The following is a 21239-nucleotide window of genomic DNA, read 5'->3' as shown; positions in this document are numbered from 1 at the left end:
AACCGAGCAGCCAATCTAGCGCAGGGACCTCAGGCCGCCGGCATCCTTGTCGAGCACCGTAAAGCGCACGGCATCCAGGTGCTCCAAGATGCTGATGGCGCGTTTGCGCGACACGCCCAGGGCCTCGCGCAGCACGCTCGTGGTGGCAGCGCCGCCGGCTGCCTCAATGGCGGCGGCGACGAGTTCACGTGCATGGGCCTCGGCGGCAGCGGACAGGGCAACGTCGCGCTCGACCTTAACGATAGAGCGATTGAGCGAAAGCTCGCGCAGGGCGCGCGTCATAGTGTCGCGGCCGAGCTGCAACTGCTCGCCCACCTCGGGCAATGTCGGTGCATCGAGGCCGGCTTCGTCCAGCAAGGCAACGATACGTTCGCAGGCCTCGCGCACCACACGCGCCGCGGCGGCAGCGGAGTGCGGGTCGAACACCTCGGCGCCCTCGGAGGCACACACGCCGCGCGAGCAGCCCTCGGCAATCAGAGCCGCGGCAACGCCTTCATCAGCGGAAGGCCACGCAGCATGGGCAACGGCGCCGGGCGTAAAGCCCGTCTCCTTGGGAGACGCCGCATGCACGGCTGACAGGATCGCCGCCAGAGCATCCATCGCGGCGTCGAGCACCACGGCGTCCGCAAAGAGGGCCGCATCACCCACGGCAAGCTTGCGAACGGAGCCCTGCGACACCAACCCGCGCAGTGCGGCATCGACCTCGCCGACGCCAAGATCCAAAGCCTCGGCAACATCAACCGCCGTAACCGGCAGCATCTGCAGCGCCAGCCAAGCACCCACACCGCCCGCGATATCGCCGGACTCAAGCGCCGCAAACAGTGCGCGCTCGCCGGCAGAAAGCTCGCGCGAGCGACGGCAGCGCGAAAGCAGCACGCGCCCGCCGCCGATGAGCATAACGGGCGAATACGACAGCACCACGGCATGGTCTCCGGCACACAGCGGCAGCGGCTCCTCCAGGCGCACCTGCACGGTACGGGTCTCGCCCACCGCCATGGGGGCCTCGCCCTCCAAAAGCATGATGCGGCCGACGACCTCGGCCGTGCCGGCCATCACATGCACACGCGCGCCCGACTCGAGCACGCGCGGCTTGGTGCCCTCGCGGCCCAGGTAGGTGAACGTCATCATAAAGCGCAACGTCTGGCCAAAGCGGTCCGCCACGCCCAGCATCTCGCCACGGTCAAGCGCCGCGACACCGTCACCAACTAGGTTGAGCGCCACACGCTGACCAGGCAGCGCGCGCGGCGTATCGCCATGCACCTGAATCCCGCGCACGCGACAGACCGTACGCGACGGCAAAGCCATCAGCTCGTCGCCCACCGCAACCGGCGCATCATGCAGCGTTCCCGTCACGACAGTGCCGACGCCCTTGATCGTAAAGCAGCGGTCAATCGGCAGACGAGGCGCGGCATCGCTCCGCTCGGCACGGTCGCGACAGGCACCCCAGCAAACACCCACCTGCTCGTCGAGCACCGCAAGCAGCCCGTCGATCCCCTCGCCCGTCTTGGACGACACGGGCACGATCGGCGCGCCCGCAAACACGGTGCCCGACAAAAAGTCATCGACATCGAGCTCGGCAAGCTCGGTCATCTCGGCGTCGGCCAGGTCGCACATCGTCAGCGCGACCACCATATGCGTAACGCCCAACAGCTCCAGCACATGCACGTGCTCGCGGGTCTGCGGCATTACGCCCTCAACGGCAGAGACCACCAGCACGGCAACGTCGATGCCTGTCGCACCCTGCACCATAGCGCGCAGGTAATGCGCGTGGCCCGGCACGTCGACAAGGCCAACGATCTTGCCGCTCGGCAGTGCCAGTTCGCCAAAGCCCAGCTCCACCGTCATGCCCCGGCGACGCTCAACCTCCAGACGGTCGGGATTCTTGCCGGTCAGCGCCTCGATCAGTGCGGACTTACCGTGGTCAACGTGACCCGCCGTGCCAACGATAACGGGGCACTCCACCAGCGTTTGAACCTCACTCATCGAGCAACCGCCTTCTTAACGCACGCGACGAGCGTCGACGCCGCCGTCTCGATATCGCGGTCGCCCACAAGCGTACGGACGTCAAACAAAATGCGATCGTGCGAGGTTCGCGTGACGACCGGCGTGTCGAAGTCCTGGACAAGCGAGCGCTTGAGCGCGTCGACCGTCAGGCGCTCGTCAACAAGACGCACGGCAACGCACATCGTGGGCAGGTCCACGGTAGGCAGCGAGCCGCCACCGGGGGTCGACGATTCCTCGACGATTTCCACCTGCACGGCACACGGGCAGCCAGCCTTATCGAGACCCGCCACAATCAGCTCGCGCAGCTTGCGGGCACGTCGTTCCAAATGGGCCTGTGGCATCGTAAGCATACTGAGCACCGGAATATCACGATGGGCCACGTCGGCACCGTCCATGTAGATGCGCAGTGTAGCCTCGAGCGCCGCCAGTGCGAGCTTGCCCGGGCGTAGGGCACGCATAAGCGGATGCGACCCGCAGGCCTGGACCAGATCGCGACGGCCCATGATAATGCCCGCCTGTGCGGCACCGAGCAGCTTATCGCCCGAGCACGACACCAGATCGAGCCCTGCCGAAACCGAAGCCGGCGTGGTTTCTTCGCCGCCGCGCACCAAGATGTCGTCGGGCAACAGCGCGCCCGAACCCTGGTCCTCGTAGAACAGCAGACCATGCTTGTGGGCCAGGGCGGCAAGCTCCCGAGAGCCCACTTCCTCGTGAAAGCCCTCGATGCGATAGTTGGAAGGATGGACCTTGAGGATCATCGCCGTATCGGGCGTGATGGCTTGCTCATAATCAGCCAGGTGCGTGCGGTTGGTGGCGCCGACCTCGACGAGTTTGGCGCCCGAAGCCGCCATGACATCGGGGATGCGGAAGCTGCCGCCGATCTCGACAAGCTCGCCGCGGCTGACGATAACCTCTTTGCCCGCGGCATGGGTCGCCAGCACCAGCAGCACCGCGGCGGCGTTGTTGTTGACCACGAGCGCGTCCTCGGCACCGGTGAGTGAGCGGATGAGCTGCGCGGCATGCTCCTTGCGCGACCCTCGCGAGCAGGTGTCGACGCTGTACTCGAGCGTGCTGTAGCCGCGCGCGACCTCGGCCACGGCCTTTGCCGCCGACTCCGCGAGCGGGGCGCGGCCCAAGTTGGTATGGATGACCACACCCGTGGCGTTGACGGCAGGGCGCAGGCTCGGCAACGCGGAGCGGTGCGCACGCCACTCGATGGCCGAGGCAAGGTCGCGCTTAGAGCGCGGGGCAGCACCGGCGCGAATGGCTGCGCGCTCCTCGTCGAGCTCGGCCGTCACGGCGGCATGCACCACCGCGTCGCAGGTCTCCCCCGCCGCCTTCACGACCGGCCACTCGGCAAGCAGCTCGTTGACGGAAGGAATGGCGCGCAGGCGGGCGCGTACCTCATCGGACATGTTCTGGCTATCGCTCATGTACGGCCTTTCAAAAGAAACGTGGATCAGTCTAATGCATCAGCTGAGTCAATTACTCGTTATTATCCTCGCGCGCCGCGATCTTTTCCACGCGAACGGCGTTTTCCTGGGTGAGCGCGGCACCCGTCAACGGGTCCCAGCGCAGCGGCGTATGGTCGAGTGGGCCCACGCCCAAGGCTTGAGCGCCACCGGCATCGGCGCCAAACGAACGCCCGCCGGGGGCGGCCGAGGTGAAGATGCACGCCGGATGCAGATACGGCGTCGTCTCCACGCGCACGCGGTCGCGGCCCAAATCGCTCACAAGTTCGACGACCTCGCCATCGGCGATGCCCATGTGCGCAGCGGCATCGGCATTCATCTGCACGGCATCCAGGTCCGATCCAGCCTCAGCGGCACCTTGGGCCGCGAGCCTGCGCGAAGTATGCGACTCAAAGGGACGGTTGCCGCTAATGAGGCGAAACATCCCCGGGCCGGGCTCCACCATCGGCGCAATCCAGCCTGGCACGCGTCCCAGACCGGCTCGTTCCCACACGTCGCTTGCCAGCGCAATTTTGCCGCCATCCAAGGGAATCACCGGCTCGCCTGTACGCGACGGCAACGCAACACCCGTGTCGGCCCAGCCGCGCTCCTTGAGCTCGTCCAGATCGATCCCAAACGACGCCACCTGGGCAGCCGCTAGATCGTCGGACGTAAACTGGAAGTACTCGCCCGCGCCACACGCCTGCGCCAGACCGGCAAAAATCTCCCGACCGGGACGTGTGTCGTCATGCTGCACGGGCAGCACGGCGTTGCGGTAGAACACGCGCGCATCGTTGACGCCCGCCACCGTTCCCACGCCGCGGTCGGCCTCCAGATACGTCACGTCGGGCAGCACGAAGTCAGAAGCACGTGCCGTCTCGGACCAGCGAATATCAATCGTCACAAGCAAGTCGAGCCGCTGCAAAATACTCAACCAAGCCTGTGCATTGCCATAGCCCGCACCAGGGTTACTGGCATAGACGATGAGCCCACGCAAATCGCCGGCAAGAATCGACTGACCGATGGTCGTGCACAGGCCGCGCTCGGGATCGACGAGCGGATAGCGCTCGGACCCCAGCTTGGGCCCACGCGGCACCGGCGGCGTCGCAAAGCGCGTGGGATCGAGGTCGCCCAACACAAGCGGCGTGGGCGGATTGAGCGCGCCGCCCGCATGCCCGATGCAGCCCAGCAGCACATCGACCAAGCAGATAGCGCGCGCGGTCTGGGTGCTATTGGCATACGCGATACCGATGCCACCATGAAAGCCCGCATCCACCACAGCGGCAGGCGCGGCGGCAGCGAGATCGCGCGCCGTGGCGACAATCTCTGCGGCCGGCACGTCGCACATCGACTCGGCCCACTCGGGCGTCCAAGGACGGGCCGCCTGCGCCAGCTCGTCAAAACCCGTGGTATAGCGGGCAACGAACTCGTGGTCGTACAAGTCCTCGGCAATCAGCACGTGGGCGATGCCCAGCAGTAGTGCCAAATCGCAGCCCGGGCGCACGCGCAGCCAGCGGTCGGCAAGCGCGGCGGAGCCGCTGCGCCGGGGGTCGACCACGATAATCTTCGCCCCGCGCCGGCGCGCATCGTTGAGCGCATCGACGGCCCCCATCGTCGATGAATCGACGATGGAACGCCCCAGGTACATGATGCAGTCGGTATGTGCCAGGTCGGAGGCGGGGCTATAGCCCAGGCTGTGCTCCCAACCGGTAAGTCGGCTTACCTCGCAGGCGCCATCGGCACCGTACACGTTGGGCGAGCCCAACGCATGCATAAAGCGATACGCCCAGTAGCGGTCGAACGAGGGAACGCCGAGCGTCATGCCCAGCGCGCGCGGACCATGCCCGTCAACAATCCCCAAAAGGCGCTCGGCAATCTGAGCAAACGCCTCGTCCCAGGTAATCGCATCGAACCCCGAGCCATCCCGGCGGCGTCGCATGGGGTGCACAATGCGGTCGCGCTCGTCAAACGGCATTGCCAGGCGATGGCGCCCGCGGGCGCACAGGGCACGCGCCGCGCACGGATGCCCCACAACCGGCAACTCAGCCACCACACGACCGTCCTCAACGCGTGCCGCAAAGGCGCAATCGGCATAGCATCCCCCGCATGTGGTCACCACGGCGCGACCGTCACGCTTCACAGCAGATGCCATCTCGATTACCCCTTTCATCAGCCAAACACAACAGGCCAACAGCCCGACAACGAGCCCCAGACCCAAATAGCCTCCCGCACGGCAACGCCCCGCGGGAGGCCCAACGTCAAACAGACGGTACCTTACGCCTCGGACTTCTTAGCGTAGATAAACCAGTAGCCGAGCGCGATCAGAACCGCGCCGCCCACGATGTTGCCCAGCGTGGCGGCGGACAAGTTAAACGCAATGCCCGCAGCGTTGAGTGCATCGGCGCCGGCGACGTCGGCACCATAGCCGAACGCGTGCATCACGGCACCCATGGGCAAAAAGTACATGTTGGCGACGCAGTGCTCAAAACCGCAGGCCACAAAAGCGGCGATGGGCAGCAGAATGCCCACAACCTTATCGACCACGGTCTTGCCGGCGGTACCGATCCACACGGCCAGGCACACAAAGATGTTGCACAGGATGCCACGGAAGAAGATCGTCACCCAGTCGATCGTCACCTTGCCGGCGGCGACGCTCACCATGGAATTGGCGACCGCCTCGCCGTTGAGCTTGTAAATGCCGGCCATATACACCAAAAAGACGATGAACAGGGCACCGACAAAATTGCCGACCCACACGACGACCCATGCCTTGAGCATCTGAGCCAGGGTGATCTTTTTGCTCTTGAGCGCGCAGACCATAAGCGAATTACCGGTAAACAGCTCGGCGCCGCACACCAGTACCAGCACCAGGCCCAGGCAAAAGCACAGACCGCCCACGACGCGCTGGGCACCCCAGCCCAGCGTGCTGTCGCTCAAGAACACGGTAAAGAACAGGCCACCGAAGGCAATAAACGCACCGGCGAACATTGCCAACAGAAAGGCCTTTGCGACCGGCAGGTTGGCCTTGGTCACGCCGGCGGCCTCGGTCTTGGCCTCGATCGCGGCGGGCGCCAGGCAATCGGGAGCGGGATATTCTGCCTTGGAATCTGCCATGTCAATCACTTCTTTCCTAATCAGCAGGGACAAGCGCACCTATTGCTCTTGTCCCAAGCGGACAAAGTGGGAAAAGTCGTTGGCGGCCACGGCGTCGTACACGGCGTCGACGGCGTCAAAGACTTCCGGGGACATGGGGTTGTAGAACTCCGTGTCGCCCGGCTGAATCCCTATGAAGACGATATCTTCGCACGATTGCTCAATCTCTTCGATCAGAATCGACAAGGGAAGCGAATGCGTGGTGAACATCGACTTGCGCGCGACGTCGGTCTTATCGAGCAGGCGGATGGCACCGACGGGCAGCGCCATGTCGGCGGCATCGACCAACACTAGGCGCGGCGGACGCTCGCGCTTGACCTCGATGATGTCGTCCTCGGGCGTCTGACCACCGTCGATGGTGTACCAACCGGCGATGGGCGTGTCCTCCATCTTTTTGGAGAGCACGGGGCCAGCGGCATCGTCGGCGCGCAGCACGCTTCCCGCCGTGAGCACAATGCCCGCAAACGGGGCGTCGTTCACACGGCCATCCACAACGCGACCCATTACTGCAACCTCCCCGTCAGATACACGCCCGACACATCGCGCACGCGCTCAACCAGATCGCGAAACTTCATTAAGAACGCAACCTGCTGGGCATGCAGGCCAAAGTCGTCATCGAACACCGAGATGCCGGCCTTGGCCGAACCGCGAAAACCGCGATCGTCGAGCAGCGTGTCACAGGCCTCGAGCAGCGACGGCACCGCCGCCTTGTCGAGCTGGCACTCGCCAAAGGAGCGGATGGCCTCGAACTTGGTCTTGGCCTCCCCCTCCGGCAGCGCGTCGATAAGCGTATAGAACACGTTCACCGGCACCGACAGGCGCGGCTCAAAGCAGTCGAGCACGCCGGTGTGGTGGCCCACGGCGAGCGTGTAGTACAGCACGTCGCAGGCCTCCTGGGGAACGTCTTCCTCGGTCTCCACAAACTTACGCGTGAGCTCATAGAAGACCACCTGGTCGGGCGTATGGCCCAGGCAGGGGTCGGCGACGCCCTCGGCGGCCTCGTCGCTTGCGCGCGAGGCATCGCCAAAAGAGCCGCCGAGCATGCCGGGGCCCGCAAAGTAACCAGAGCGGTCCGTGAGCTCCATCTAGCGACCTCCGGCCAGTACCAGATCCTGTAACGCCGAGTACACCTCAACGCGGCGAGGATCATCCTGCTTGTCGATGAGCAGCGCCATGGCACCGCGGATATCGCCCTTGGGCGCGCCCTCGAGCGTATCCATAAACTCGTTGGCCAAGTCGCGGCCGTAACGGTAGCCGCTCATGGCGCGAGCCTCGCGCTCGATGGCAACGCGCAGCTTGTACGGCACGCCGGGGTGCAGGATATCGGCCTGCTCGCCGGCGGCCTCCACCGTGGTCTCGGCATGGAGCTTTTGGTCCAGCAGGCCAAGTGCCATGGCAAAGCCGTAGATGGTCTGCGCGGGGCTGGGCGGGCAGCCGGGGATATAGACATCGACCGGCAAGATCTTGTCCGTGCCACCCCAGACGCAGTAGTTGTCGTAGAAGATGCCGCCGGTGCAGCCGCACGCGCCATAGGACACCACGATCTTGGGATCGGGTGCGGCCTCAAAGGCGCGCAGGGCCGGCATGCGCATGGCACGCGTTACGGCGCCGGTGTACAGCAGCACATCGGCGTGACGGGGCGAGGGCACGACCTTGATGCCAAAGCGCTCGACGTCGAAGACGGGCGTGATGGAACCGAAGATCTCGATCTCGCAGCCGTTGCAGCCGCCGCAGTCAACACGGTAGACGTACACCGAGCGCTTGATCTTCTTAAGAAGGGTCGCCTTGGCCTTCTCGATGCTCTCGTCGAGCTCGATCTTGGTCGGGCGGTACTGGAGCCGCTCGGGCAAAAGCGTGGGTTCGGCCATGGTTACTCCTCCTTCGTTTCAAAATCCATGATGATGCCCTCGACCGGCGCCGGACCGGCGGGAATCTCGGGCGCATCGGGGTTGAGCTCGCGGTCGATATACTCCGGGTTCACGCCGTGGCCGCCCAGATACTCCATGCCGGGGCCCTGGGGCTCACCGGACGCAAGCGTCTCGTTGGCAGCCATGCCGGCAGCGTTGCCGGTCTTTACGGCCGAGGCGGCGCGCAGGGCGTCGAGCTCGCGCTTGCACTCCTGGCACATACCGACGGTACGGGCAGCCTGCTCGGCCTCCATGCCGCCGGCCTTTTGCAGCAGGCGCTTTGCGTAGTCGATCTCCTTGTGCGGGGCAAACGGCTTGCCGCAGCGCGAGCAGTGCTCGAGCGTATAGACGCTCTTGCTGGTGAGGTCGTCCTTGCTCATGACGGCAAGCTCAAACTCCTCGGTGAGCTTGATGGCCTCCATGGGGCAGGCTTCCTCGCAGCGGCCGCAAAAGATGCAGCGGCCGTAGTCGATCGACCAGGTAATGGTATCGGCCGCAAGGTCGGTGTCCATGCGAATGGCATCGGCCGGGCACGCCACGCCGCAGGCACCGCAGGCGATGCAGAGCTCGGCATTGTGCTCGGGCTTGCCGCGCATGTCCTTATTGGTGGGGAACGGCGCAAACGGGTACTTGACCGTCGCGTCGCCGGCCTTGGCGTTAACCTTCCAAAGCTTCAGCATATTAGAGCGCCTCCTCATCGAGCGGAGCGGCCAAGGTGCCCTCGCCCGCAAGCGGCGACTTGTCGCGCCAGACGTTCTCGAACTGCTCCTTGTCGAGCACGTGGTCGCGCTTGGCGGCGACATCGGTCACCGTCACGCGATCGGTGCAGGAGTAGCACGGGTCGAGCGAGCCGACGATCAGCGCCGCGTCGCCCACGGTGTTGCCGCGGAACATGTAGCGCAGGACCGGCCAGTTGCTGTACGTGGCGGCCTTGGCGCGCCAGCGGTAGCACTTCTGGTTATTGCCGAGCATGGCCCAGTGCACGTCCTCGCCGCGCGGCGCCTCGGTGGCGCCGATGGCGTACTTGTGCGGGGTGTACTCCCAATCCGTGGTGAGGATGGGGCCCGACGGGCAGTTCTCGAGCATGGTCTCGATCATGTCGATCGAATCGTAGACCTCCTGGATGCGGACGGCGGTACGGCCGAAGGCGTCGCAGGTGTCGGCCGTGGCGGCGTGCATCTTTTGGACGTCCGGATCGGCGTAGCCGTCGAAGGGATGGTCAAAGCGCACGTCGCGGGCATAGCCCGAGCCACGCATGAGCGGGCCGACCGGCGAGAAGTCGCGTGCAATCTTGCGGTCCAAGATGCCGATACCGCTCGTACGCTCAATAAAGTTGGGCGTGGAGAGCAGCACGTCGACGAGCTCCTGAACCTCGGAGCGCAGCTGGTGGATGGTCGTGAGCGTGGAGAGCTTCTGCTCAGCCAAAATGTCGCGACGCACGCCGCCAATCACGTTGAGGCCGTAGGTCTTGCGGTGACCGGAGAGCTTCTCGGCCAGGTCCATGGACTTCTCGCGGACGCGGAAGAACTGCTGGAAGCCGGAGTCGAAGCCCGTGTAGTGCGACGCCAGGCCAATGTTGAGCAGATGCGAGTGCAGGCGCTCAACCTCGAGCATGATGGCGCGGATGTACTGGGCGCGCGGCGGGACATGGATGCCCTGAGCGCGCTCGACGGCCTCGGCGTAGGCCACCGAGTGGGCGCAGCCGCAGATGCCGCAGATGCGGTCGGCGAGGAACGTCACGGCGTCATAGTTCAGGCGCGTCTCGGCAACCTTCTCCATGCCGCGGTGCACGTAGAACAGACGGTAGTCGGCGTCGACGATCGTCTCGCCCTCAACGAACAGGCGGAAGTGGCCAGGCTCGTCGGAGGTAATGTGCAACGGGCCCATGGGAACGAGCGTCGTCTCCTTGCCCTTGGTATCGGCCAAGAACTCGTAGTTTTCCATGTCGCTCGCGGGAGCGGGACGGAAGCGGTAGTCCATGGAGTCCTTGCGCAGCGGGTACAGGCCGCTGGGCCAATCGTCGGGCAGCACCAGGCGACGACGATCGGGCAGACCCTCGGGGATCAGGCCGAACATATCGCGCAGCTCGCGCTCGCCCCACACGCAGGCGGGAACGAACGGCGTCACGGACGGGAACGTCATCTTGGCGGGATCGACCTCGGCACGCACGGTCACCCAGCCGGGGTCCTCCCCCTCCATGGAGATGACGTAGTACACGGCATAACGGCCGCACAGGCTGCGCTCGTCGTTGCCGATGATCACGGGGATCCAGCCGTAGCGTTCGTAGTACAGGTAGTGGACGGCCTCGGGCAGCTTGTCCTGCTTGACGGTGATCGTCAGCTGGTCCTCGCACTGCCACTCGACCTTCTCGATGCAGCCCGGAACGGCGCGGCGCAGGGCCTCGACATGGCTCTCGCAGCGACGGGCATACACCTTGTTCTCAGTTTCAATCATTCGTTACTCCACCTCGCTCTGAGCGGTCTCGGTACCGAACACAGCGCGGTACATCGGCGTCGCGTGAAGTTCCTCGGTGCTCTGCTCGAGCACGATGCCGGTAGCGGTCTCCACACCGTGCACGAGGGGCAGCGGGGTGGCAATGCCAAACCACAAGATCATGACAGCCAGGATGATTTCGGGGATAAGCATGAGCGCCGGGGCCTCATGCTTGCCCATGCCCTGGGGCGCATGGCCGAATACCGACTTGAGTGCGATACGGGTGAGCGCGGAGATGGCCACGGTAAGACCGAGGGCGACCACGACGACCAGCCACATGGGACCGGCGGTAACACCGGCGACAAAAGTCAGGAACTCAGAGATGAACATGCCAAAGGGCGGGAAGGCGGCAAGGCCGAGCAGCGCCAGGATGGCGAGCGCGGCGGTTGCGGGCGCAACCTCGACGACGCCCTGGATCTTGGCCAGGCTACGCGTGCCAAAGGCGTGCTGGATGTTGCCGGACACGCAGAAGGCAAGCGTCTTGGTAAAGCCGTGGAACACGCAGTGCAGCAGGGCCGCGGCGATACCCAGCGGGCCACCGATACCCAGGCACAGGGCGATAACGCCCACGTTCTCCACAGACGAGTACGCAAAGCGGCGCTTGAGGTCGTCCTGGCGAAACATCGAGAGTGCCGCCACCAAAATGGACAGCGTGCCGACGATCAACAGCAGAAGTTGCGGATACTCGGCACCCACGGCCTGGATGGTAAAGCCGTAGAAGCGCATGATCACAAGCATGGCACACTTAAGCAGAACACCCGAGAGCAGGGCCGAGACAGGACTCGGAGCCTGAGAGTGGGCATCGGGCAGCCAAGTGTGCATGGGGAACAGGCCAGCCTTGGTGCCAAAGCCGATCACGATAAACGCAAAGGCGAGGCGCATGAGCGTCGGGTCGAACTGGTCGGCATACGGCAGCACGCACGACAGGAATGCGGCCTCGTGGGCGTTGGGAATCACGTCGGCGGCGTTGGCGTAGATCAGCAGCGTACCGAACAGGCCAAATGCCACGCCGGCGGTACAGACCATCGCATACTTCCAAGAAGCCTCGAGGGCCGTCTTGTTCTTGTAGATACCCACCAGGAACACAGTGGAAAGCGTGGTTGCCTCCACGGCGGCCCACGTGAGGATCATGTTGTTGGACAGGCACGCGAGCAGCATGGTGAACACAAACAGGCTAAACAGCGCAAAATACTGCTTGGCGCGCTCGGCGGGCATGGAGCCCTCCTCGATATCGGCCTTTACATAGGGCAGCGAGAACAGCCCCGTAAGAAAACCGATAAAGCCGATGAGCAGCACAAAGATGGCGCCCAGCGAATCGAGGTGGAACCACAGGCCAAGAGCGCTCGCGGTTTCGCCGCTCATAAGGACGTCGCCGGCCGTCATAATCGACAGCACCAGGACGGCTGCGACGGAGACCAGGTTGAGACCGGCAAACACGTTATAGGACGTGTTCTTGGGCAAAAACGCCATGACCAGCGAGAACACCAAAGGAGTCGCGAGCAGGGCGAGAATCAACGTTTCCATGGACTACCCCCTCAGCTCGGACAGGTCGCGCGCATCGAGCGAGTGGGAGTCGTCCCAAATGCGACGCACGACGATGGACATGATGATGACGGCAAAGATGGCGTCGGTGGCGATACCGATCTCGATGATCTCGGGAGCGGTGGGGGCCAAAAGCGCGAGCGTCACGTGGCTGCCGTTTTCCATAAGGCAGTATCCAAAGATCTGCTTCATGATGTTGCGCTGCGAGATGATGCAGGTGAGGCCCACGAAGAAGTGAGCGAAGCTAATAGCGAGCGCAGGCGTTGCGACCTCGGCCGTGGGCAGGCTGATCTGCGTCACAACGGCAAAGCAGATCGCGACCTCGACGGCGATGATGCAGATGGCCCACGCGGGCTTAAGGCCGGCCTTGAGCGATGCGTCGCTCGGCTCGCCCATCTTCTTGTATGCGCGGTTGAGGATGTAAGGGACCAGGACGACCTTAGTGATAAAGGCAGATCCGGCCCACATAAGCAGCTCCTGCGCACCGGTAGTAGCACCGAGCGTAGCGAGCAGTCCCACGAGCACCAGCGACTGCACCGCATACCAGCGAATGGCGTGCTTGATGTTCTTGGAGACGACCACCATGGTGGACGTGACGATCAGAAGGCCGCCAAGGATGTTGACGATCGAATAACCCATGTCGTTCTACCTCCTAACCGATCCAGCTGGCCGAAAGCGGGCCGCTGACGATGACCATGATGATGAGCACGATGAACACGAACGCCATCGCGCGGGGAAGCGGGGCTCCCGCAGCGACCTCGTCGCTCGGCTCGCCGGGCAGGCAATAGCCCATCCACTTGAGGAACCAGGCGAAGGTGGCGACGGTCTCGGCGACCATGATGCACACGAGCACCAGGATCGCGACGTTGCCGGCACCCACAGAGAAGCCGCCGGCGATAATCTGGAACTTCGAGAAGAACGTGTTCATGGGCGGCACGCCGGCAATAGCGAGCGCGGCGACACCGAAGCCCACGCCCGAGATCGGGTACTTCTTTACGATGCCGCGAAGCTTGGGCAGCATACGCGTGCCGAGCGTAAAGGAGAACGAACCGGCGATCAGGAAGAACAGCGTCTTGGCGAAAGCGTGGTTAAAGATGTGGCAGACGGCGCCATCGAAGGCGAGCTGGCTGCCAAAGACCGAAAGGCCCAGACCAAAGAACACATAGGAGAGCTGGGCGATCGTGGAAAAGGCCAGCAGACGCTTCATGTCCTTTTGCGGCAGGTACATAAGGAAGCCAAAGAGCATGGTGACCATGGCGTCGATAATGGCGACCCAACCCACGATCTCGGGGATCTCGCCGGCAGAGACGAGTGCACGCGCGAACACGCACACGCCGACCTTGACCATCGAGGCGCCATGCAGATAGGCCGAAACAGGCGTCGGCGCCTCCATGGCCGAAGGCAGCCACATGTACATGGGGACCTGCGCGGACTTGGCCCAAGCGGCAAAGAGCACCAGCAGAAGGACGATAGCCTTGAGCTTGGCGTCGAGGCCGGCAATCGCGGTGATGGCGAAGGTGCCGGTGTGGGCAAACACGATGGCAGCACCCAGATACAGGCCGAGCGCACCGATATGCGTGATGATCAGGGCCTTCATGCCGGCCTTCTTGGCCGTAGGCGACATGTAGTAGCTGATCAGGCCCCAAGAGCAGGCACCCGTGATCTCAAAGAACACGAGCTGGCCCAAAAGGGTCGAGCTGTACACGAGGCCGGCCATGGCACCGATGAAGGTCGCGAGGTACGCGTAGAAGCGACGACGCGGTGCGTCGGGATGCTCACGGTTATTCTCGCTCATATAGGGAATCGAATAGATCACGACAAGCAGGCCGATACCCACAAAGGCGGGCGCGAGCAGCGTGCTCATGCGATCGAAGGTGAATCCCATGACGAGGGTCTGCCCAAACGAGATCAGGGGGACCTGAGTGTCGGGCATGCCGGCGCCAGCGAAATTCGCGGCGAGGGCGATGGTGCAGACCGTCGAGACGGCGGCACCCAAAACGCTGAACCACTTGGCGTACGGACGGGGGAACAGGGCGACGAGCACCGAGGCCACCATCGGGGCCGCGATAGCGACCAAGCCGAGAAGGGACAGACTGACTGCAAATGACATTGTTTCTCCCTTCTCCTACACGCCGACGACCACGAAGACAAACGCCAGAACGGCGATCCCCACGACGGCCCAGGTCTGATTGCCAAGCACCTTAAAACGCGAGCGCGAGCAGGAGTTCTCGATCACGCCGCATACGACAAAGTCGATCAGGCACTTCACCAGGAAGATGACTGCACCCAGAACGGCGGCTGCGCCTACGGTTGCGGGCTCGCCCCAGGGGACGAAGATCGCGCAGAACCAGGCGACGACCAGGACCTGCTTCATGGACATGGCGAGCTTGGCCATCGCAAGCGACGGGCCGGAAAGCTCGGCGAGCGGGCCTTCCTGAAGCTCCTGCTCTGCCTCGGCCTGGTCAAACGGCAGCTTGCCGAGCTCCATGTAGCAGGCAATCGCAAAGGCGATGCCGGCGAGGATCACGGCGACCGGCGCGTCGATGGCGCCCGTCATGATGTGCTGACCCATGGTGGCGATGTCGGTGGAGCCGCACACCAGGGCGGCGGCAAACAGCGCCAGCAGCATGGACGGCTCGATGAGCACGCTCATGAGCAGCTCGCGGACGCCGCCGATACCGGCGTAGGCGTTGGACGAATCCACACCGCAGAGGGCGAAGAAGAAACGGGCGAGCGCCAGGCTGTACATGATGGTAATGGCGTCACCAAAGACCGGGATGGGGCTTTGTGCCGTAAAGAGCGGCAGACCCATCGCGAGCATAAAGGCGACGGCGAAGAACAGCGGCGGCATGATGCGCAGCGCAAAGCTCGCATCCTCGCTCTGGGACTCGGGGCGCGCAAAGAGCTTGGCCAGGTCGCGGTAGTCCTGCATGATGCTGGGGCCGCGACGGTTGTGCATCTTGGCGCGGATCACGCGGCCGAGACCGGAGAAGAACGGTGCGACGGCCATGACGACCACGCCCTGCAGAACGGCAAGTACGATGTTGTTCATGCTCTCCCCTCCTTAACCCATTTGCACGGCGAGCACGAGGAACACCACGAGTGCCGCGACGATGTAGCAGATATAGATGCTGTAGTTGCCGCCCTCGAGCTTAGTCGCGAGATCGGCGAGCTTCTCGACACCCTTATGCGGGGCATCGACGAGAACCTTGTCGGGTACGGGCTCCACAGCCTCGGCCACACCGGTGAGCTTCTGGAAGAAGTGCGCGATGGACCAGCAGACGGCCGTGCAGCGGTCGCGCAGCGTGTAGAGCGGCTGCATAAACCAGGACACCTCGGAGGCAAAGGTCGTGGCCACGACGGGCATATGCTCGTTGGGAGCATAGCCGCATGCCCACGGCTGGGACTTCTGCACCTTGCCGACGGTCTTGAGCTTGCGATAGCCGCAGGCAAGGCCGACAAGCACCACGAGCGCAATGGCGATCGCGGGCGTGGAGGTGGCAGCGCCGGAGTACTGGTTCATGAGCTCCATGCCCTCGGCGGCAAACACGCCACCGTACGGATGCAGCACGGACGCGGCGACATCGACCAGCACGGGCGCGATCACGGGAGCGCCAATGCCCAGCACGACGCAGATGGCCGCGAGCAGGCCCTGCGCAAACACCATGGGGGCAGGAACCTCCTTGGCATTGGACGCGGCCTCGGAGCGGGGCGCGGAGGCAAAGGAGACGCCATAGGCCTTGACGAAGCACGTGACGGCCAGTGCGCCGGTAATTGCGAGCGCGACGGCAGCGAACACGGCCACGATCATGACGGCCTTGTCGCCCTGCATGGCAGCGTTAAACAGCGACTGGTAGGTAAACCGCTCGGACACAAATCCGTTGAAGGGCGGGATGGCCGAGATGGCAAGCGCGCCAATAAGGAAGCAGATGGCCGTTGCCGGCATACGACGGAACAGGCCGCCCATCTTCTCCATATTGCGCGTACCCGTGGAGTACAGCAGCGCACCGGCGCCCAAGAACAGCTCGCCCTTAAACATCGCGTGGTTAAACGTGTGGTAGAGGGCGGCCATCAGAGCCAGGACGGCGATGCCGACCGAGTTGAGCGCCATGGCGGCCATGGAGGCGCCGACGCCGAGCAGAATGATGCCGATGTTCTCGACGGAGTGATAGGCCAGCAGGCGCTTGATGTCATGCTCCTGCAGGGCGAAGGCCACGCCGAGGACCGACGAGATCGCACCGAAGACCATGACCATAAGACCCCACCAGACCTGAACGCCAGAGGCGGAGAGCAGGTCGAGGCCCACCTTGAGGATACCGAAGATACCGATCTTGATCATGCCGCCGGACATGAGGGCCGACACGTTGGACGGCGCCTCGGGATGCGCCTTGGGCAGCCAGCCGTGCAGCGGGATGATACCGGCCTTGGCGCCAAAGCCAAAGAAGGCGAGCACGAAGCACACGGATGCGACCGCGGGGCTAAACTGCGTAGCGCGGAAATCCGCAAAGGCAAACGAGCCGCCGGCGAAGTTGGTCATGGTGAGGAAGCTCGCCATGATGAGCACAAAGCCCACGTGCGCGATCACAAAGTAGAGCCAACCGCCATGGATGGAGTTCTCGTTCTCCTCGATCACGACCAGGAAGTACGAGGTCAGCGACATGAGCTCAAAGGCGACCAGGAACCAAAACACGTTGTCGCCGGTGATGACGAGCATCATGGACGCCACGAAGGTGTTAAAGAAGAAGCCGGCGCGGCCCTTTTTGCCCGGGTACTCATCAAAGTAGTTGAGACCGTAGATTGAACCGGCAAACGCGAGCACCGAGATGAGCGCCACGAACAGGCCGGACAGCTGGTTGAGCAGCAGCTGGAAATGGGCAAACGGGAAGAACACGATGGTGTCGACCGACGTGACATCGCCCAGCACGGCCTGGATACCGGCCACAAACGAAAGCACCGCGGCGACGGCGCCGATTAGGCAGCCGGCGGTCTTGGCGGCGTTATCGGCCTTGATCAGCAGAACCGAGGCGAGCGCACCGATGCACGAGACGGCAAGCGATGCGATAAACAGCGTCATGCTATCCATTGTTTACGCTCCCTTCTGCTTTCTCGGACAGGCCCTGGGCCACAGCGGTAACGTCGACGACCGGACCGTTTTCGATCGAGCGCAGGCGCTTGGCCTCGTCGAGCTCGCGATCGGCCGCGCCGCCCATGACGGTCAGCGCCTTGGTGGGGCACGCCGCCACACAATGCGGGCCGTCCGGATCGAAGGCGCACAGGTCGCACTTGACAGCGCAGGTGTACTGGCCAGGAGCCCACGTAAGCAGGCTGCTCAGGGACTTAGGATACGAAGGCGTCGGGTCGCACATGCCTGCGACACCGGCGATAGACGTGCCATCGGGATGGATGGCTCCGAAGGGGCACGCGATGGCGCACAGCCTGCACCCGATGCACTCCTGCTCCTTGACGTGGATGCGGTCGCCATCGTGCTCGATGGCATTCACCGGGCAGACCTCGGCGCAGGGGGCACCCTCGCAATGGTGGCAGGCAAGGGCGGCCGAAATACCGCCGGTCTTCACGAGCGCCAGGCGCGGCGTATCCTGAAGACCCTGCATCCGGTGGGCGTCGGCACAGGCGGACTGGCATGTTCCGCAGCCGATGCACCTCTCCGGGTTGATGTCGATGAAGCGGTTCATCCCCACTTCCTTTCAAAATAACGGGCCGGGCTCCCGAACGTACGGGACGCCCGGCCCAAAAAGCCAACGAGAACGGGACTACACGATTTGGTTCACGTGCGTCTCGTCGTCGAACTTGGCGGCACCGGGCTCAACGTCCTGGGGAGCGGCGGCGTCCACCAGAGCCTGCTTGAGCTCGGTGTACTGACGCTCCACCTCGCCCTCAGCCCAGACCTGGTCGGCGATAGCGTCGACCTGGCAGGCGGAGAACTTGTCCTCGGGCGTATGCGAGACCGGGTCGACCTTGTGAATGGTCAGCTCGTTGCACTTGCCGATCCACCACTGGTAGGTCATGTAGACCGTGCCCTTGTTGATGCGATCGCTCACGTCGGCACGGCTGTATACCTGGCCGCGGCGGCTGTGAATCGAGACGATGTCGCCATTCTTGATGCCGCGCGCCTGGGCGTCCGCGGGATTCATGCGGACAAAACCGGGCTCGTCGGCAAGCAGCGCCAGCGTCTTGCAGTTGCCGGTCATCGAGCGGCAGCTGTAGTGGCCGACCTCGCGGACGGTGCACAGGATGAGCGGGTACTCATCGTCGGGAAGCTCGGAGGGCGCCTCCCAGTCGTGCGCCATCAGGTTGGCACGGCCATCCTTGGTGGTGAACTTGCCACCAGCGAACATGTCAGGCGTACCGTGGTCGTTCACATCGGTGCTCTTGACGGGCCACTGGGCGTAACCGCCCTCGGGAGCCATCTTCTCGTAGGTCGCGCCCACAAAGTTGGGGCACAGGCTAATGCACTCGTTCCAGATCTGCTCGGTGTTGTCGTAGTGCATGGGATAGCCCATGCGCGTAGACAGGTCCGCGAAGATCTCCCAGTCGTGACGGCACTCGCCCTTGGGCGGAACAGCCGCGTCAAAGTGCTGGAAGCTACGGTCGGATGCGGTAAAGACACCCTCGTGCTCGCCCCAAGAGGTAGCGGGCAGGATGACGTCGGCGAGCATGGTCGTCTGCGTCATAAAGATGTCCTGGCAAATGAACAGATCCAGCTCGGAGAGCGTCTTGCGCATGCCGGCCGAATCGGGCTCGGTCTGCACCGGGTCCTCGCCGTAGTTGTAGAAGCAGTGCACCTTGCCCTCGTCGACCAGGTGGCCCAGGTCGGTGAGCTTGTAGCCCTCCTCGAGCGGGAGCTTTTCCTCGGGCACGCCCCAAGCCTTGGCAAACTTGGCACGCACAGCCGGGTCGGTGACTTTCTGGTAGCCAGGATACAGGTTGGGCAGCATGCCCATATCGCAGGAGCCCTGGACGTTGTTCTGGCCACGCACGGGCGCGAGGCCGGAGTTGGGTTTGCCGATCTGGCCGGCAACGCAGGCGATGGAGGCGATGGTGTGCACCGTCTTCAGGTTCTGCTTCTGCTGGCATACGCCCATGCCCCAGCCAATGATGGCAGAGGGCTTCGCCGTGGCGTACATCTCGGCAGCTTGGTGGATCAACGCAGGCTCGACGCCCGTGATGTCCTGTACGGATTCGGGAGTGTAGTTCTTGATGGTCTCCCACCACTCGTCAAAGCCGTTCGTGTGCTCGGCGACGAATTCCTTGTCGTAGAGGCCATCGTTGACCAAGCAGTTGGCAAAGGCGTTGAGGAACGCGACGTTGCAACCGTTCTTGATCGGAAGGTAGAGATCGGCGATACGCGCAGTTTCGATATGGCGCGGATCGGCGACGATGATCTTGCAACCCTTTTCTTTGGCTCGCACGATACGCCTTGCGACGATGGGGTGCGAATCGGCAGGGTTATAGCCGAAGAGGAAAATGCAGCCCGCATCCTCCATACCGGGGATGGAGCATGACATGCAACCTGAACCAACCGTGTCCATCAGACCGAGGACAGTAGGGCCGTGTCAAGTACGGGCGCAGTTGTCCACGCTGTGGGTGCCGATGCACGCACGCGTAAACTTCTGCATGACGTAGTTCGCCTCATTGCCGCCGCCTCGCGAAGAGCCGGTGGTCATGACAGCGTTAGGACCATATTCGTCAATTATGGCCTGCATCTTAGATGCGGTGAAATCCAGTGCCTCGTCCCAGCTTACGCGCTCAAGATCCGCGCCCTTAGTGCGGCGGATCATCGGGTGCAGTACGCGAGGAGTCAAGATCTTGGTGTCGTTGATGAAGTCGTAGCCGCTCATGCCCTTAAGGCACAGCTCGCTCTGGTTGGTGATGCCGTTGAGCGGTTCGGTGCCCACGACCTGGCCGTTTTGGACCAGGAGGTTAAACTGGCAACCGGCGCCGCAGTACGGGCAGATCACTTTATGCTTCTCCATGACACCCTCCTTCCTTTCTCTGCTACCGAATGCTCGGTACTTATTTGACAATCATTGGGCCTGTCGCCCGACGCTTACGCCTCGTTTTCGATGGTGGCGCGGGCACGCTCGGCAGTCAGTTCTGCCAGACGCTCCTCGTCTACCAGGGTGAGGCCCTTGGTCGGACACGCCTCGGCACACGCCGGACCGCCGGGACGGTCCACGCACAGGTCGCACTTGAGCACGAAGCTCTTAGTCTGCGAACCCACGCGAACGTCACCCATCAAGACGGGGACCTGCGTGGTCGCCACGCTCACGGCGCCAAAGGGGCATGCCATGACGCAGCTCTTGCAGCCGATGCAGTTGTCCTCGTTGACGCCGATGCGATGGTTCTTTGGATCAAAGAACAAGGCGCCCGTGGGGCAGGCCTTGGCGCACGGAGCGTCCTCGCAGTGGTGACATGCCACCGGCGCGGAAATCTCGTAGGTGCGCGTTACGCGCAAGCGAGGTGCGGCGATGTTGCCGGGAATATCGTGCGCCTCGATGCACGCCGCCATACAGGTTTGGCACCCAATGCAGCGTGAAGAATCAGCCACGACTCGTTTATTGCCCATGTTGTTCACTCCCTCCTGAATCCCATGCCGGAGAGACCCTGTCGACGTTGCCCCGGACCGCCCGTGGTCCGGCATCGACGAATCGAATGCATGCGGCGAAAC

General features: G+C 63.6%; 17 protein-coding genes. All 17 read right to left on the bottom strand.

Translation table 11 applies throughout. The annotated features are described in order from the left end of the window. Nucleotides 1–15: 15 nt before the first annotated feature. Nucleotides 16–1983 carry a selenocysteine-specific translation elongation factor gene (gene selB / locus ACGHIZ_RS05030; RefSeq protein ID WP_390449666.1) on the bottom strand — a complete coding sequence of 656 codons (1968 nt, stop codon included), beginning with the start codon at nucleotides 1981–1983 and terminating at the stop codon, nucleotides 16–18. Beyond that, nucleotides 1980–3437 carry an L-seryl-tRNA(Sec) selenium transferase gene (gene selA / locus ACGHIZ_RS05025; protein ID WP_390449663.1) on the bottom strand — a complete coding sequence of 486 codons (1458 nt, stop codon included), beginning with the start codon at nucleotides 3435–3437 and terminating at the stop codon, nucleotides 1980–1982. The genes selB and selA overlap by 4 nt, the downstream gene beginning before the upstream one ends. A 52-nt stretch (nucleotides 3438–3489) precedes the next feature. Next, the gene (locus tag ACGHIZ_RS05020; RefSeq protein ID WP_390449660.1) at nucleotides 3490–5607 is read right to left on the bottom strand and encodes a molybdopterin-dependent oxidoreductase; all 2118 of its coding nucleotides are present in this window, start codon (nucleotides 5605–5607) and stop codon (nucleotides 3490–3492) included. A gap of 122 nt (nucleotides 5608–5729) precedes the next feature. Then, nucleotides 5730–6569, bottom strand: a complete 840-nt coding sequence (locus tag ACGHIZ_RS05015) for a formate/nitrite transporter family protein (RefSeq protein ID WP_117847820.1) — start codon at nucleotides 6567–6569, stop codon at nucleotides 5730–5732. A 39-nt stretch (nucleotides 6570–6608) separates the two neighbouring features. Beyond that, nucleotides 6609–7112: a hydrogenase maturation peptidase HycI gene (gene hycI, locus ACGHIZ_RS05010; RefSeq protein ID WP_117847581.1), complete on the bottom strand. Its 504-nt coding sequence runs from the start codon at nucleotides 7110–7112 to the stop codon at nucleotides 6609–6611. After that, nucleotides 7112–7693, bottom strand: coding sequence for a formate hydrogenlyase maturation HycH family protein (locus ACGHIZ_RS05005; protein ID WP_117847579.1), 582 nt, complete (start codon nucleotides 7691–7693; stop codon nucleotides 7112–7114). Before ACGHIZ_RS05005 ends, hycI begins: the two co-directional genes overlap by 1 nt. After that, nucleotides 7694–8476 (bottom strand): NADH-quinone oxidoreductase subunit B family protein, encoded by a 783-nt coding sequence (locus tag ACGHIZ_RS05000; RefSeq protein WP_022095195.1) that lies wholly within the window; start codon nucleotides 8474–8476, stop codon nucleotides 7694–7696. It lies immediately after the preceding gene. A 2-nt stretch (nucleotides 8477–8478) separates the two neighbouring features. Next, a complete protein-coding gene (locus ACGHIZ_RS04995) occupies nucleotides 8479–9195 on the bottom strand; it encodes a formate hydrogenlyase complex iron-sulfur subunit (protein WP_070097519.1) in 717 nt (238 codons plus the stop codon). Nucleotide 9196: 1 nt separating this feature from the next. Continuing rightward, nucleotides 9197–10969, bottom strand: coding sequence for an NADH-quinone oxidoreductase subunit C (locus tag ACGHIZ_RS04990; RefSeq protein ID WP_161145593.1), 1773 nt, complete (start codon nucleotides 10967–10969; stop codon nucleotides 9197–9199). A gap of 3 nt (nucleotides 10970–10972) precedes the next feature. After that, nucleotides 10973–12532 (bottom strand): hydrogenase 4 subunit F, encoded by a 1560-nt coding sequence (locus ACGHIZ_RS04985; RefSeq protein WP_161145199.1) that lies wholly within the window; start codon nucleotides 12530–12532, stop codon nucleotides 10973–10975. A gap of 3 nt (nucleotides 12533–12535) precedes the next feature. Then, nucleotides 12536–13189 carry a hydrogenase 4 membrane subunit gene (hyfE, locus tag ACGHIZ_RS04980; RefSeq protein WP_117584080.1) on the bottom strand — a complete coding sequence of 218 codons (654 nt, stop codon included), beginning with the start codon at nucleotides 13187–13189 and terminating at the stop codon, nucleotides 12536–12538. Between the two features lie 13 nt (nucleotides 13190–13202). Continuing rightward, on the bottom strand, nucleotides 13203–14660 hold the full coding sequence (locus tag ACGHIZ_RS04975) for a hydrogenase 4 subunit D (RefSeq protein ID WP_055286165.1): 1458 nt from the start codon (nucleotides 14658–14660) through the stop codon (nucleotides 13203–13205). A 15-nt stretch (nucleotides 14661–14675) separates the two neighbouring features. After that, on the bottom strand, nucleotides 14676–15602 hold the full coding sequence (locus tag ACGHIZ_RS04970) for a respiratory chain complex I subunit 1 family protein (RefSeq protein WP_022095201.1): 927 nt from the start codon (nucleotides 15600–15602) through the stop codon (nucleotides 14676–14678). A 12-nt stretch (nucleotides 15603–15614) separates the two neighbouring features. Continuing rightward, nucleotides 15615–17633 carry a hydrogenase 4 subunit B gene (hyfB, locus tag ACGHIZ_RS04965; protein ID WP_390449650.1) on the bottom strand — a complete coding sequence of 673 codons (2019 nt, stop codon included), beginning with the start codon at nucleotides 17631–17633 and terminating at the stop codon, nucleotides 15615–15617. After that, nucleotides 17626–18243 (bottom strand): 4Fe-4S dicluster domain-containing protein, encoded by a 618-nt coding sequence (locus ACGHIZ_RS04960; protein ID WP_022095203.1) that lies wholly within the window; start codon nucleotides 18241–18243, stop codon nucleotides 17626–17628. The genes hyfB and ACGHIZ_RS04960 overlap by 8 nt, the downstream gene beginning before the upstream one ends. 78 nt (nucleotides 18244–18321) lie before the next feature. Beyond that, on the bottom strand, nucleotides 18322–20544 hold the full coding sequence (gene fdhF / locus ACGHIZ_RS04955; protein WP_082421866.1) for a formate dehydrogenase subunit alpha: 2223 nt from the start codon (nucleotides 20542–20544) through the stop codon (nucleotides 18322–18324). Nucleotides 20545–20618: 74 nt separating this feature from the next. Then, nucleotides 20619–21137 carry a 4Fe-4S dicluster domain-containing protein gene (locus tag ACGHIZ_RS04950; RefSeq protein ID WP_022095206.1) on the bottom strand — a complete coding sequence of 173 codons (519 nt, stop codon included), beginning with the start codon at nucleotides 21135–21137 and terminating at the stop codon, nucleotides 20619–20621. Between the last annotated feature and the right edge of the window lie 102 nt (nucleotides 21138–21239).

Origin of the sequence: Collinsella sp. i05-0019-G5 (assembly GCF_042851345.1) — a bacterium.
In the GTDB taxonomy this organism is placed as follows: domain Bacteria; phylum Actinomycetota; class Coriobacteriia; order Coriobacteriales; family Coriobacteriaceae; genus Collinsella.
This window is presented reverse-complemented; position numbering and strand designations above follow the sequence as displayed.

Coding starts and splice junctions, on each gene's coding strand:
- ACGHIZ_RS04985 (WP_161145199.1), bottom strand. CDS start 12,532: ATGGAAACGTTGATTCTCGCCCTGCTCGCGACTCCTTTGGTGTTCTCG.
- ACGHIZ_RS04960 (WP_022095203.1), bottom strand. CDS start 18,243: ATGAACCGCTTCATCGACATCAACCCGGAGAGGTGCATCGGCTGCGGA.
- ACGHIZ_RS04970 (WP_022095201.1), bottom strand. CDS start 15,602: ATGAACAACATCGTACTTGCCGTTCTGCAGGGCGTGGTCGTCATGGCC.
- ACGHIZ_RS05015 (WP_117847820.1), bottom strand. CDS start 6,569: ATGGCAGATTCCAAGGCAGAATATCCCGCTCCCGATTGCCTGGCGCCC.
- ACGHIZ_RS05020 (WP_390449660.1), bottom strand. CDS start 5,607: ATGGCATCTGCTGTGAAGCGTGACGGTCGCGCCGTGGTGACCACATGC.
- hycI (WP_117847581.1), bottom strand. CDS start 7,112: ATGGGTCGCGTTGTGGATGGCCGTGTGAACGACGCCCCGTTTGCGGGC.
- hyfE (WP_117584080.1), bottom strand. CDS start 13,189: ATGGGTTATTCGATCGTCAACATCCTTGGCGGCCTTCTGATCGTCACG.
- ACGHIZ_RS04995 (WP_070097519.1), bottom strand. CDS start 9,195: ATGCTGAAGCTTTGGAAGGTTAACGCCAAGGCCGGCGACGCGACGGTC.
- ACGHIZ_RS05000 (WP_022095195.1), bottom strand. CDS start 8,476: ATGGCCGAACCCACGCTTTTGCCCGAGCGGCTCCAGTACCGCCCGACC.
- selA (WP_390449663.1), bottom strand. CDS start 3,437: ATGAGCGATAGCCAGAACATGTCCGATGAGGTACGCGCCCGCCTGCGC.
- ACGHIZ_RS04950 (WP_022095206.1), bottom strand. CDS start 21,137: ATGGGCAATAAACGAGTCGTGGCTGATTCTTCACGCTGCATTGGGTGC.
- hyfB (WP_390449650.1), bottom strand. CDS start 17,633: ATGGATAGCATGACGCTGTTTATCGCATCGCTTGCCGTCTCGTGCATC.
- ACGHIZ_RS04990 (WP_161145593.1), bottom strand. CDS start 10,969: ATGATTGAAACTGAGAACAAGGTGTATGCCCGTCGCTGCGAGAGCCAT.
- selB (WP_390449666.1), bottom strand. CDS start 1,983: ATGAGTGAGGTTCAAACGCTGGTGGAGTGCCCCGTTATCGTTGGCACG.
- ACGHIZ_RS05005 (WP_117847579.1), bottom strand. CDS start 7,693: ATGGAGCTCACGGACCGCTCTGGTTACTTTGCGGGCCCCGGCATGCTC.
- ACGHIZ_RS04975 (WP_055286165.1), bottom strand. CDS start 14,660: ATGTCATTTGCAGTCAGTCTGTCCCTTCTCGGCTTGGTCGCTATCGCG.